Annotated in this window: 12 protein-coding genes; 5 read left to right on the top strand and 7 right to left on the bottom strand. The window is 63.7% G+C overall.

The features are described from left to right. Nucleotide 1 precedes the first annotated feature (1 nt). From ACO2Q4_RS09380 to ACO2Q4_RS09350, 7 genes are all read right to left on the bottom strand, one after another. Entirely contained in the window at nt 2-349 is a 348-nt protein-coding gene (locus ACO2Q4_RS09380) for a PepSY domain-containing protein (RefSeq protein ID WP_311759150.1), read from the bottom strand. A gap of 176 nt (nt 350-525) precedes the next feature. Next, nucleotides 526-2,154, bottom strand: a complete 1,629-nt coding sequence (locus ACO2Q4_RS09375) for an arylsulfatase (protein ID WP_423318863.1) — start codon at nt 2,152-2,154, stop codon at nt 526-528. Between the two features lie 17 nt (nt 2,155-2,171). Beyond that, complete coding sequence (locus ACO2Q4_RS09370; protein WP_311759152.1) at nt 2,172-2,942, bottom strand: GntR family transcriptional regulator; 771 nt, start codon at nt 2,940-2,942, stop codon at nt 2,172-2,174. Then, nucleotides 2,939-4,003 (bottom strand): ABC transporter ATP-binding protein, encoded by a 1,065-nt coding sequence (locus ACO2Q4_RS09365; protein WP_423318860.1) that lies wholly within the window; start codon nt 4,001-4,003, stop codon nt 2,939-2,941. The genes ACO2Q4_RS09370 and ACO2Q4_RS09365 overlap by 4 nt, the downstream gene beginning before the upstream one ends. Continuing rightward, nucleotides 4,000-4,833 (bottom strand): carbohydrate ABC transporter permease, encoded by an 834-nt coding sequence (locus ACO2Q4_RS09360; RefSeq protein WP_423318858.1) that lies wholly within the window; start codon nt 4,831-4,833, stop codon nt 4,000-4,002. The genes ACO2Q4_RS09365 and ACO2Q4_RS09360 overlap by 4 nt, the downstream gene beginning before the upstream one ends. A 2-nt stretch (nt 4,834-4,835) precedes the next feature. Beyond that, nucleotides 4,836-5,783, bottom strand: coding sequence for a carbohydrate ABC transporter permease (locus tag ACO2Q4_RS09355; protein WP_423318856.1), 948 nt, complete (start codon nt 5,781-5,783; stop codon nt 4,836-4,838). Then, the gene (locus ACO2Q4_RS09350; protein WP_423318854.1) at nt 5,780-7,168 is read right to left on the bottom strand and encodes an ABC transporter substrate-binding protein; all 1,389 of its coding nucleotides are present in this window, start codon (nt 7,166-7,168) and stop codon (nt 5,780-5,782) included. Before ACO2Q4_RS09350 ends, ACO2Q4_RS09355 begins: the two co-directional genes overlap by 4 nt. A gap of 422 nt (nt 7,169-7,590) precedes the next feature. On the opposite strand from ACO2Q4_RS09350, the gene ACO2Q4_RS09345 reads away from it, so the two are divergent. From ACO2Q4_RS09345 to ACO2Q4_RS09325, 5 genes are all read left to right on the top strand, one after another. Then, entirely contained in the window at nt 7,591-8,478 is an 888-nt protein-coding gene (locus ACO2Q4_RS09345; protein WP_395133172.1) for a substrate-binding domain-containing protein, read from the top strand. A 66-nt stretch (nt 8,479-8,544) separates the two neighbouring features. Then, the gene (locus ACO2Q4_RS09340; protein WP_423318852.1) at nt 8,545-10,056 is read left to right on the top strand and encodes a sugar ABC transporter ATP-binding protein; all 1,512 of its coding nucleotides are present in this window, start codon (nt 8,545-8,547) and stop codon (nt 10,054-10,056) included. Then, nucleotides 10,053-11,030: an ABC transporter permease gene (locus ACO2Q4_RS09335; RefSeq protein ID WP_423318850.1), complete on the top strand. Its 978-nt coding sequence runs from the start codon at nt 10,053-10,055 to the stop codon at nt 11,028-11,030. The genes ACO2Q4_RS09340 and ACO2Q4_RS09335 overlap by 4 nt, the downstream gene beginning before the upstream one ends. A 2-nt stretch (nt 11,031-11,032) precedes the next feature. After that, the gene (locus tag ACO2Q4_RS09330) at nt 11,033-11,974 is read left to right on the top strand and encodes a tagatose kinase (protein ID WP_423318848.1); all 942 of its coding nucleotides are present in this window, start codon (nt 11,033-11,035) and stop codon (nt 11,972-11,974) included. Nucleotides 11,975-11,978: 4 nt separating this feature from the next. Next, the gene (locus ACO2Q4_RS09325; RefSeq protein WP_423318846.1) at nt 11,979-13,256 is read left to right on the top strand and encodes a D-tagatose-bisphosphate aldolase, class II, non-catalytic subunit; all 1,278 of its coding nucleotides are present in this window, start codon (nt 11,979-11,981) and stop codon (nt 13,254-13,256) included. Nucleotides 13,257-13,345: the final 89 nt, after the last annotated feature.

The raw sequence follows: 13,345 nt of genomic DNA, 5'->3' as shown, positions 1-13,345 counted from the left end.
TTCAGTCATCATCCTCATCCTCTACCTCAAGGATCTTGCCGGTTGCGGCTTCGATTTCCACCTCGAAGAGCCGTCCTTCGGGGCTTAGGAGATCGAATTCATAGGTCAGGATGCCTTCTTCAAGCTCAAGCTGGATCTCGACGATCTCGCCATCGAAATTCGCGCGCAGGATGCCAAGGATCTTGTCCAGCGACAGGATCTCTCCCCGCAGGACGGCGCTGCGGGCAAAGCCTGCATCCAGCCCGTCCTCGGGTTCAAGCTGGGGCAGGGGCTGCGCCTGCGGGGCGGCCGCAGGGGCCAGCCCGACAAGGCCAAGGGTGACAAGGATCGCAAGGGCGCGTGTGTTCATCGCGCGACTCTAGCCGATTCTTCCTGACAGCGGGCTGACAAGGGGCAGCCGGAAGCCGCAACCAAAAGAAGATAACGATATATGAATCAATATTTTACAACAATTATTTCAATGAATTTTTCTTGGATGCACCTCCCGCGCTGGTTGCCGCAGCGCCGCCGGACAGGAAGGGCCGGTCAGGCCCCATCCTCTTTTTCCCAAAAGGCGGTCCCGCCCAGCTTCTTCATCGACTCGAGCACGGTTTCGCGCGGGATCACCCCGCAACGGGCGGCCCAACCCTCGTAAAGCCCAAGCATCGTCGTGACGCGGTCAGGATGGGCGACGGCAAGGTCGTGCATCTCGGTCCGGTCGCTTTCCATGTCGTAAAGCTCCCACGGGTCGGGATATTTGCGAACCAGCTTCCACTTGCCGGTGCGCACGGCGGCATTGCCCTCATGTTCCCAGAATAGCGGCGCCTCTCGTGGTTGATCGGCCGCAAAGCTCGGGACAAGGCTTGTCCCCTCCAGCGGCAGGATTTCGTGCCCGGCATGGGCCTGGGGATAGGTCGCGCCGCTGACCTCGACCACGGTGGCCATCAGGTCGGGCAATTGCCCTGGCGTATGACGCAACTCACCCCGCGCCGCGATCGCCTTCGGCCAATGCGCGATCAGAGGGGTCGAGATGCCGCCTTCGTGGATCCAGTGCTTGTAGAGACGGAAGGGCGTGTTCGACAGGTTGGCCCAGGCGACGCCATAGCTTTGATAGGTGTCCTCGGCCCCCGGCATGATCGAGGGGTCGTTGCCCAGCCGGACAGGGCGGCCGTCCCGCGTGGTTCCGCGCGCGATCATCAGGTCATCGACCAGAGATCTCAGATCGACGCCCTCGGGGATGTCCTCGGCGCAGGCGCCGTTGTCGGACAGGAACAGAACCAGTGTATTGTCGAGCCGCCCGGTTTCCTCAAGCGCGGCGAGGATCTTGCCGATGCCCTGGTCCATCCGGTCGATCTGGGCAGCATAGACCTCCATGCAGCGCAACAGCCATGCTTTCTCATCGGCATTCTCGAATGGCGGCTGGGTCGGATCGCGGTCGGTCAGCTGCCAGTTCGGATGGATGATCCCGGCACGGACCATGCGCTGCAGACGCTCCTCGCGCAGTTTGTCCCATCCCGCGTCGAAACGGCCGCGATATTTCTCGATGTCCTCGGGATGGGCATGAAGCGGCCAATGCGGGGCGGTATAGGCAACATACTGGAACAGCGGCGTATCCGGCGATCCGGCATGATGTTCGCGGATGAAGGTCGCCGCCTGATCGCTGATCGCGTCTGTATAGAAGAAGTCGGGGTTACCGGCGGCCTCATGGTCGATGTTCGTATTGCCGCGGGTCAGCGTATTCGGGTGATAGAAGCTGCCGGCGCCGATGATCGTGCCATAGAATTCGTCGAAGCCGCGTTGCAGCGGCCAGGAATCCGTTGGCTCGGTCAGATCTTGGGCGACATGCCACTTGCCCGACAGGCAGGTGTGATAGCCCGCGCCCTTCAGCACCTCGGCCATGGTGACGCAGTTGCGGTTCAGATCACCGGCATAGCCTTCGGGGCCTGTGTCATAGGTCAGGATGCCGATCCCGGTCTGGTGCGGTTGCAGCCCCGTCAGCAGCGACGCGCGCGAGGGCGAGCAGCGCGCCGTGTTGTAGAATTGCGAATAGCGCAACCCGCCCGAAGCAAGGCGGTCCAGATTGGGCGTCTCGATCTCGCCGCCATAGCAGCCGATATCGGAATACCCCATGTCGTCGTTCAGGATGATGATGATGTCCGGTTTCTTCTCGGCCATGTTGGGGTCTCCTGGTCCTATTCCGCCCGGCGACGGGCAAGGGTGATGGAAAAGCGGTATCGGTCTGGGACATAAACGGCGCGCAGCAGTTCCAGCGGGCGCTCCTCCATGTCGGTGGTCAGGCGCTCGACGCTGATCAGGGGCGAGCCCGGGGGGACATGCAGATGCCGGGAATGCTCCGCATCGGCCAGCGTCGCGCTGAGGGACTGCTTCGCCTCCTTGACGACGAAGCCCAGATCATCTTCGAAAATGCGATAGACGGCGGCCATGCGCAGGTCGCGTCCCGCCAGATCGACGCCGATATCCGGCGGATAGAAGGCGTGCTCGACTGCGACGGGCAGGCCATTGGCCAGCCGCACGCGCCGCAACTCGAACAGCGCACGCTCATGCAGCGCGGCCCCGACCGATGCCGGAAAGTCCTTGGTCATCCCCTGCGCAAGAATTTCGCCGCCCGGATCGAAGCCCGCTTCGCGCCCCGCCTCGACAAAGCCGGTCAGGGTGCCGCCCCAGTTCTCGACCCCGGGTGAGCGCAGAAAGGTTCCGCGCCCGCGGGTGCGCGAAAACAGCCCCTCGTCCACCAGCGCGCGCAGGGCATTGCGGACGGTGATCCGGCTGACGCCAAAGATCTCGCCCAGCTCGCTTTCGGTCCTGAGCCGTCCCTGGTCGTCAACCAGCACCCCATCCAGCGCTTTTTGCCGGATCAGGCGACGGACCTGCACATGCAGGGGCACACCGCTTTGCGGGTCGATGGTTTCCTTGATCTCCTGCAGGATGCGCGCGTCGGTCATGGCGCGTCCTGTCCCAGCCGTCGCCCGGTCACGGCATCGAACAGGTGGATGTCGCGGCTGGCAAAGGACATATGCAGGCGCTGACCTTCGGCGTGCAGCGTCGGATCTCCGATGCGGGCGCGGGCGGTGCCACCGTCGAAGGTCAGGTCGAGGATACCGCTGTCGCCCAGATTCTCGACCAGATCGACCGTGCAGGGGATCCCGCTGTCGCCCACGACGACGGCCGAGGGTCGGACACCCACGACGACGCCTCCGGCGCCGACCGGGGCCGTTACGGGCAGGGGGTGCCCGGCGAGGCAGGGCACGCCGTACCTGATCTCGGCCTGCAACAGATTCATCGGGGGCGAGCCGATGAACGCGGCGACATCCAGCGAGTTCGGTCGGGCAAAGACCTCGGCCGGGCTGCCGATCTGGACGATCTCGCCCTCCATGAAAACCGCCATGCGATCGGCGAGGGTCAGCGCCTCTTCCTGATCGTGGGTGACATAGACGGTCGTGACGCCCAGATTGCGCTGCAGCTTCTTCAGCTCGGCGCGGGTTTCCAGCCGAAGCTTGGCGTCAAGGTTCGACAGCGGCTCGTCCAGCAGGAACAGGCCCGCCTTGCGGACGATCGCGCGGGCAAGCGCGCAGCGTTGCTGCTGCCCCCCCGAAAGCTGGCCGGGCTTGCGGTCCAGAAGATGGTCGATGCGGACCTTGCGCGCGGCCTCGGCAACCTCTGCGCCAATCTGGTCCTTGGGCATCTTCGCCATTTCCAGCGGAAAGGCGATGTTCTGGGCGACGGTCATGTGCGGGTAAAGCGCATAGCTTTGAAAGACCATCGCCACGTCACGGTCCTGCGCATCAAGCGCCGTGACATCGCGCCCGTCGAAAAAGATCTGCCCCTCGGTCGGCTTGTCCAGCCCCGCCATCAACCGCAGCGTCGTGCTTTTGCCCGAGCCCGAGGGACCCAGCAGCGCGAAGAACTCCCCGGGGCGGATGTCGAAATCGATCCCCTTCAGCGCAATGAAATCGCCATGCTTCCTGACCACGCGCTGAAAGCGCACCGAACCCTTGCCGCTCATCGACGACCACCTCCCTTGACTGCGCCGACGGTCAGACCCTTGACGATCTGGGATTGGGCGGCGACGCCAAGGATCACCACCGGTAGCATGGCGATGACCGAGACGGCCGCCAGTTGCGCCCAAAGCGTCTGTTCGACAGAGACGAAATTGAACATTGCGATCGTCACCGGGCGAACCGTGTTGCCGCTGAGGACGACCGCGAACAGGAACTCGTTCCAGGCATTCAGGAACACGAAGACCACTGTGACGGCGATGCCGCCCTTGGCCTGCGGAATGATGATCCGCCACAGCGTCACCAGCCGCGATGCGCCATCGACCGCGGCGGCTTCCTCCATCTCCAGCGGGATATCCTCGAAATAGGACACCATCAGCCAGATCGCGAAGGGCAGCGAGAAGGACAGATAGATCAGGATGATCCCCTGATAGCTGTCGATCCAGCCGATCCCGCGCAGGACAATGAAATAGGGGATGATGATCCCGACCGGCGGCAGCATCTGCGTGGCAAGGATATAGAAGCCCGAGAAGCGCTTGCCCGGCAGGCGCAGCCGCGCCAGCGCATAGGCCGCGGGAACGGCAAGGATCATGGTGATGACCGTCGTCCCGACCGAGATGACGACGCTGCTCCACAGGTTTGGCAGGATCGATTGCGACCCCCACAGCACCTCGCGATAGGCCTTCAGCGTCGGTTCGAAGATCAGCTTCGGCGGATAGGCCAGCACGTCGGTTTCGGATTTGAAGGAATTCAGCACGCTCCAGAAGATTGGAAAGGCCCATGCCAGAAGGAAGATCAGTGTGATGGCAGCCAGCGCCACGGTGCGAAGTCTGCGCATGGTCATTTCCCCCGTCGGAGCAGGAACAGCAGCCCCGAAATCGCGATCGTCAGCAGCAGCAGCGCGACCGCCAGCGCCGCGCCATAGCCCAGCGAAAGCTCGGTAAAGGACTTGCGATAGGCGTAGAGGTTCAGGATCTCGGTCGCGGTGCCGGGCCCGCCACCGGTGACGGTGAAGATCGCGGCAAAGGCCGTCAGCGCGACCATGGTGCGCATGATGATGACCATGATGATGGCCGGACGGATCAGCGGCAGCGTGATGCGCGTGAACCGTTGCCAACCGCTGGCGCGATCGATGCGCGCGGCCTCGTATAGATCGTCGGGCAGGGCGGCAAGGCTTGCCAGAAGCACCATGAAGGCAAAGGGCGTCCATTGCCAGGTATGGATGACGATGACCGAGATCATGGCGAGGGTCGGGTCGCCCAGCCAGTTGTGGCTGCCAAGACCCGCGGTGATCCCAAGATAGTCGATGACGCCGAATTCGGGCGTCAGCATGAAGCTGCGCCAGACCATGCCGACCACGGCGGGCGACAGCACCACCGGAAGGATGGCGATGATGCGGAAAAGGGACTGCCCCCGCTTCATCTCCAGCACGGCAAGTGCAAGGCCAAGCCCGACCACCACCTGCAGCAGGACCGTCGAAACCGTATAGACGAGGCTTGCCCCCAGCGATTGCCAGAAGCGCGGATCGGACAGCAGCTGCATGTAATTCGCGGACCCGGTGAAGCCGTTCATGAACGGCATCCCCAGGTCCAGCCGCTGCATGCTGACCCAGACGAGATAGAACAAGGGGAACGTCGTCGTCGCGATCAGCGCCATGAAGGCCGGGCCAAGCAGCGCCGCGGCAAAGCGGTGTTCGCGGCGCCGAGATTCGCGACCGTAATCCCTGCGCGACGGGGGATCGTCCCCGCCCCAGCCCCGCGCGGGCACCGCTTCGCCGTCCCCGGTCATTGCATCATCTTCGTGACCTGTGCCTGCGCCGCGTCAAGCGCGGCCTTGGGCGTCGCCTGACTCGCCAGAGCCGAGGCAATCGCCGTCGCGACCGCATCACCGATGCCCGGCCATTGCGGAACGCGGGGCCGCCAGTCGACATCGGTATCCTCTTTCAGTGCAGTCAGCGTGGCCTCGACAAAATTGTCGCCAAAGCCGGACACGGTCTGGACGTATTCGGGCTGCTCCCACAGCGAAAGGCGGTTTACCCCTGAACGCTTGGTCGGACCGCTGAACAAATAGGAGGTGCGGGCCTGCGTCTCGGGGCTGGCGGCCCATTGGATGAAGAGCCATGTCGCCTTCTTGGCCTTGTCCGAGAGCTTTGCGTTGATCGGAAATCCCCAGTTCCAGATCGAGCTGACGCGTTTGCCCGACGGTCCCTTGGGCCAGCGCGCATAGGCGATCTTGCCGATGACCTGCGACTTGTCCGGCGTGTTGATGACCGAAGCCGAGGAATGGGCGTCGATATAGCTTGCGACCGTGCCCTGCGAAAACGCGTCGGCGATGTCGGGCCAGTTCCAGCCCTGTGCGGCCGCGGGGGCGTAGTCCTTCATGGTCTGGACATACCAGCCGAGCGCGGCCTCGGCCTCGGGGCCGTTCACGGTCAGGTTTCCACCCGGCAACCAGTCGCCGCCGAAAGCCCGGAAAAGCGAGGAGTAGATATAGACGTTCTGTCCTGCGCCCGCGAGGCCGCGCAGCGCTGTGCCCCAGATCCGGTTGTCTGGGTCATGCACCGCCTTGGCATTCGCCACAAACCCGTCAAGATCCTCGGCCGGCGCCAGTCCCTTGGCCTCGTAAAGATCCTTGCGCAGGACCTGCAACGTGACCTCTCCGTCATAGGGGATGCCGTAAAGCTTGCCGTCGATCGTGTTGGCGGCGGTCCAGGCGGGAACGATGTCGTCGGGGCGAAACCAGTCCTTGTCCGTCAGCGACGCGTCGTTCAGATAATCGTCCAGCGGGTCGACCCAGCCATTCGCCTGATAAAGCGCATAATACATCGGGTCGGCGGCATGGGTCGCGTAAGTCCCCGTGCCCGAGGTCAGGTCCAGCACAGCTTTTTGCCGGATTTGCGCCGGGGGTACCTTCTCGAAGCGAAGCTTGACGCCCGTCAGTTCCTCGAACTGTGGAGCGAGGGTAATCAGGTTCTCGAAATAGGCGGCGGGAATAACGGCGACGGTGATCGTCTCACCCTCTGCCTGCCGCCAGTCTATTTTGGCCTGTTGATAGGGCCCCAGTTCGGCCCCCTGCGCCATCGCGCGCCGGGCAAGGCCGGGCATCGCCAAAAGCGCGGTCGAACCGGCCATGCCACGCAGAACGCTGCGCCGGTTGAAGAAACGACTGTCCATCCGAGCCTCCCCTCTCGTCACTGAACCGACCGATGGCACCACGATTCGGCCATTCGGTCAACTTTGTTATAACTTTTCGAAGACATGCCCGTTTTCTCGCTGAATGATGACCGATCCCGGCACGGTCGATTGCCACCGTTCTAGCAAAAGCACATAAATATCAGCAATTTCGTTCTTGATATGCGAGATGGCAAAATCTTCTCCCTGTCAGGGGATAAGTAATGACTTTCTTCTCAGCGAGCTGCCCGAGGCCCGAAATCGGCGGGATGATGCAGTCAACATATCTCGGACAAACTTTAAATTTGACACGCGTAAACTTCGAAAGTAACGTCCGCTCCAACCGCTGTGGTGAGGAGCTTCGGCGGACAACCGGACTTGCCGGTCGGTGTCTCCTCGAAAATGCGAAATCCTGGGAGGATTCCATGACATTCAAGAAAGCGCTTTCGGCGTTGCTGACCACTGTTGCCCTGACCGCCGGCAGCGCCGCCTTTGCTGACGGAATCGGTGCGTCGCTTCTGACCCAACAGCATCCGTTCTATATCGAGCTGGCCGATGCGATGAAGGCCGAAGCCGAGGCGAAAGGCGTCCCGCTGGAAATCAGCATCGCCAACCAGGACCTGAACAAGCAGCTGGCCGATGTCGAGGACTTCATCGTCAAGGGCGTCGATGTCATCGTCATCTCCCCAGTCGACAGCCAGGGCGTCATGGCCGCCATCGCGCGCGCCGAGGCCGCAGGGATCAAGGTCATCACCGTCGACGTGCCCGCGGCGAATGCCAAGGTCGTCTCGCATATCGGGACCGATAACTATACCGGCGGCGTCAAGGCTGGCGAGCTGATGGCGAAGGAGCTGAACGGCAAGGGCAAGGTCGCGATCATCGACTATCCCACCGTGCAATCCGTGGTCGCCCGGATCGAGGGCTTCAAGAAGGCGCTGGAAGCCTTCCCCGAAATCGAAGTCGTCGCGCAGCAGACCGGCATCACCCGCGCCGAGGCGCTGGCCGTGGCGCAAAACATGCTGCAGGCCAATCCCGATATCGCCGGCATCTTCGGCTTCGGCGATGACGCGGCGCTGGCCGCCGCCGTCGCGGTGAAATCGGCCGGGCTGGAAGGTCAGGTGAAGGTCATCGGCTTCGACGGGATGGAAGAGGCCCGCAACGCCGTCGACTCGAACCCGGTCATGGTCGGCGTGATCCAGCAGTTCCCCGACGAGATGGGCAAGACCGCCGTGGACACTGCCGCCAAGGTCATCGCGGGCGAGGACGTCCCGGCCGAGCAGCCCATCGTTCCGGGTGTCTATACCAAGAAGTAAACGGGAAACCGGACGGGACCGCTTTCGCGTGAAGCGGTCCCCGACACCGCCAGAGGAGTTCCCGAAATGACGCAGACGAGCAAGCCAGTGCTGTCCCTGCGCGATATCAGGAAGAATTTCGGCCCGGTCGAGGCGCTGAAATCCATGCGGCTCGATGTCCGCCCCGGACGCGTGCACACCATTCTTGGGGAAAACGGCGCGGGCAAGTCCACGCTGATGAAAATCCTGGTCGGCGTTCACCAACCCTCGGGCGGCGAAATGACGCTGGACGGCCGCCCCTATGCCCCGCAAAGCCCACGCGACGCGGCAGCGCAGGGGCTTGCGATCGTGTTCCAGGAACTCAGCCTCTGCAACAACCTGACCGTCGCCGAAAACATCCTGGCGACGCACGAACCGGCGCGCTTCGGCTTCATCAACGACCGCAAGCTGCGCGCCGAGGCGCGGGCGCTGATCCGCGAGCTTGGCCTGCCGGTCGATGCCGGCGCCCGGGTCGGCCAGCTATCCATCGCACAGCGCCAGCTTGTCGAAATCGCCAAGGGGCTCAGCAATCCCGCGAAGGTGCTGATCCTGGACGAGCCGACCTCGTCCCTGTCGGATTCCGAGGCCGAGATCCTTTTCCGCATCATCGAGCGGCTAAAGGCACGGGGCACGGCGATCATCTATATCTCGCACCGCATGGAAGAGATCATGCGCCTGTCGGACGACATCACGGTCGTCCGCGACGGCACCTACATCGCGACGCATGAACGCGACGAGACTTCGATCCAGGAGTTGATCGCCCTGATGGTCGGTCGCCGGATGGACGAGATCTATCCCCCCCGGCTTGCCCCAGCGCCAACTCCTGATGTCCGGCCAACGCTGGAGGTTCGCGGGCTGTCCTGTCCGGGACGTTTCCGTGATGTCGATTTCCAGGTCCGCCCCGGCGAGATCCTGGGCTTCTTCGGCCTGATCGGGTCGGGACGGTCTGACGTGATGAACGCGCTGTTCGGGATGCGCCAGACCAGCGGCGAAATCAGCGTCGGTGGTAAGGCCCTGCACCTGCGCAAACCTTCGGACGCGATCGCGGCAGGCATCGGATTCGTGACCGAGAACCGGAAGGAAGAGGGGCTGGCACTTGGTGCTCCGGTGCGCTCGAACATCTCGATGGCGGCACTTGGGAATTTCTCCGGCGCCTCGGGCTTTCTGCAATTCGGGGCCGAACGCCGCGCCGCCCACTCTGAGGTGCAGCGGCTCGGCATCCGCACCAATTCACTGGAAACCATCGCGGGTACACTGTCAGGCGGCAACCAGCAAAAGATCGTGCTGGCGAAATGGCTGCTGACGCGACCGCGCGTCCTGATCCTTGACGAACCGACGCGTGGCGTCGATGTCGGCGCGAAATTCGAGATCTATCGCATCATCCGCGAACTGGCTGCCGGGGGGACCGCGATCCTGCTCGTCTCCTCGGAACTGCCCGAAGTGCTCGGGCTGGCCGATCGTCTTGCCATCATGTCCGAAGGACGCATCACGGCGACCGTCGCAAGACGCGACCTGACGCCGGAAATCGTCATGGCCCATGCAACGGGAACGCATCAATGACCCAGACCACCGACACCGGTTCCAGCAGCAGTCGCGAGCAGTTGCGCGCGACCTTGCACCAATACGGCGGGATCCTTGTCTCGCTGGTGCTGCTTTGCGTCGTCTTCAGCCTGATGAACGAACGGTTCATGACGGTCGCGAACCTGACCAACATCCTGCAGCAGGTGGCAGTCGTCGCCATCGCCGCCTTCGGCATGACCTGGGTGATCCTGCTTGGGGAAATCGATCTGTCGATCGGCTCGATCATCGCGGTCGCGGGCATGGCAGGCGCGCAGGCGCTTGGCTTTGGCTGGGGCTTTGCCCCAGCGCTGGCCTTCACGCTACTCGCCGGCGCGGTGATGGGGCTCATCAACGGGGTGCTGACGGCCAAGCTGATGCTGCCCTCATTCATCGTCACCGTGGCGACGATGGGCATCTATCGCGGCTTCGTCAGCCTGCCGACCAATGGCGCGCCCGCAATGATCATGGACCCGGCCTGGATCGCCATCGGTGCCAACAGCTGGCTTGGTCTGCCGATCATCATCTGGATCGTCGTCGCATTGTTCCTGTTCAACCACATCCTGCTGTCGCGCACGACCTTTGGCCGGCGCACCTATCTGACCGGTGGCAATCGCGAAGCGGCGCTCTATTCCGGCATCAAGGTTGACCGCCTGAAGATCGCAATCTTCACCCTGTCGGGCGTGATGGCGGCTGTTTCCGGGGTTCTTCTCTCCTCGCGCCTCTATTCGGCCCAGACTAATGCGGGCATGAGCTATGAACTCGACGCGATCGCGGCGGCGGTTCTGGGCGGGACCAGCCTTGCGGGCGGCGTCGGCACCATGGTCGGCACGCTGATCGGCGCGCTGATCATCGGGGTCATGAACAATGGCATGAACATGCTGTCGGTGCCTTATTTTTACCAACTGATCGTCAAGGGGCTGGTGATCCTGATCGCCGTCTGGCTGGACGTTCGGGCCAAGCAAAGGCGGACCTGAGAATGCAGAAAGTCCTGACGATCGGCGAAGTGCTGGTCGAGATCGTGGCGACCACCAAGGGCGACGGTTTTCTGGCGGCACAGCCGCTTGTCGGTCCGTTCCCCTCGGGTGCGCCTGCGATCTTCATCGATCAGGTGGGCAAGCTGTGCACGCCCTGCGCCATCGTCTCGCGCGTGGGGGACGATGATTTCGGCCGCGTGAACATCGAACGGCTGCGCGCGGACGGGGTCGACGTATCGGGCATCGAGATCGCCGAGGGCGAGACCACCGGCAGCGCCTTTGTCCGCTATCGTGAAGATGGCAGCCGCGCCTTTCTTTACAACATCCGCCACAGCGCCTGCGGCAAGATCCGGCCCAACCCCGTTTCCGAGGCGTTGGTGGACAGTTGCGACCACCTGCATGTCATGGGCTCGGCCTTTTCGGCGCCGGAGCTTGGCGCGATGGTCATGGACGCGGCGCAGCGCATCAAGACGCGTGGCGGCACCATTTCCTTCGATCCGAACCTGCGACCGGAGCTGATGCGAGACCCGGCGATGCGCGCGCCGCTGGATGCCATCCTTGCCATGACCGACCTGTTCCTGCCCTCGGGCGAGGAACTGTTCCTGTTCGAGCCCGACAGGGACGAAGCGGGTGCCGTTGAGGCTCTGCTGGCGCGGGGCATTCGAACCGTCGTCCTGAAACGTGGGGCCAAGGGGGCAAGCCTGTTCCAGCAGGGGCTGCGGGCGGATGCGCAACCGATCCCGGTCGAGGAACTGGACCCGACCGGCGCGGGCGATGCCTTCGGCGGTGCTTTCCTCAGCTTCTGGCTGCGGGGCACCGATCCGGCCGAGGCGCTGCGGCTGGCCAACGCCGCGGGCGCGCGCGCTGTGACCCGGCTTGGCCCGATGGAGGGCACCTCGACCCGCATTGAACTGGACGCAATCCTGCAAGGGCAGAAAGGCTAGAACCATGACCAAGAACCCGCTGCAATCCATCGCCGAATGGCGTGGCCGTCCCGGACCTTCGGGCATCCCGTCGATCTGCACCGCGCATCCCGTCGTGATCGAGGCCGCGATGAATTGCATCGCTCCGACACCGCTGTCCCTGCTGATCGAGGCGACCTGCAACCAGGTCAATCAGGACGGCGGCTATACCGGCATGACGCCCGCCGATTTCCGCCGCTTTGTCGAAGGGATCGCCGCCCGCACCGGCTTTCCGCTGGAACGCCTGATCCTGGGCGGCGACCACCTTGGCCCCAATCCGTGGAAAAACCTGCCCGCCGACCAGGCGATGGAAAAGGCCGAAACGATGATCCGCGACTATGCCGCGGCGGGCTTCACCAAGCTGCATCTGGATTGCTCGATGGGTTGCGCGGGCGAGCCTGTGGCGCTGGACGACGCGGAAACCGCAAGCCGCGCCGCGCGGCTGGCCGCCGCCGCGGAAGCAGCCCGACCGGCAGACGGGGTGGCCCCGGTCTATATCATCGGGACCGAGGTTCCGATCCCGGGCGGCGCGATGGAAGAGATCGAGGGGCTGGAGGTCACGCACTCAGACGCGGCCCAGACCACGTTCGAGGTTCATCGCCGCGCCTTTGCCGATGCCGGGATAAGCGACGCCTTTGCCCGCGTCATCGGGCTTGTCGTGCAGCCGGGCGTCGAGTTCGGGAACCACAACGTCATCGACTATGACCCGGTCGCCGCCGCAGAACTCAGCGCGACGCTGGACAAGCTGCCGGGGCTGGTGTTCGAGGCGCATTCGACCGACTACCAGACCCGCGAAGCCCTGACCGCGCTGGTCCGCGACGGATTTGCGATCCTGAAGGTCGGGCCCGGCCTGACCTTCGTGCTGCGCGAGGCGCTTTACGGACTGGACGCCATCGTCGAGGAACTGTTCCCCGGAAAGCGCAGCCAGACCCTGCGCCAGTCGATGGAGGCAGTGATGCTGGACGCGCCCGCGAACTGGGACCGCTATTACCACGGCACGGACGCGGAACGCGCGCTGCAGCGCCATTTCTCGTATAGCGACCGTATCCGTTACTACTGGCCGCAGCCTGGTGCCGAAAAGGCCGTGACAGAGCTTTTCGACCTGCTGGGCGAGAGCGAGCTGCCCGAAACGCTGATCGGGCAATATCTGGGCGGGCTTTACCCGGATGTCCGCGCAGGCAAGCTGGCGCCAAGGGCCGGGGCACTGGCGCTGGCAGCGGTCGACCGGCTGGCGCAGGACTACGTGGCAGCCTGCCTTGACTAGGGCACCACGCCCCTGAACTTATGCGGTCGGCCAATCTCTTTGGCCGCCCGCCCGAATGATGCAGGAAAGATGCGCTTCCGGGCTGGCCC

This window comes from Paracoccus sp. KR1-242 (assembly GCF_049446195.1).
GTDB classification, from domain to species: domain Bacteria; phylum Pseudomonadota; class Alphaproteobacteria; order Rhodobacterales; family Rhodobacteraceae; genus Paracoccus; species Paracoccus broussonetiae.
This window is presented reverse-complemented; position numbering and strand designations above follow the sequence as displayed.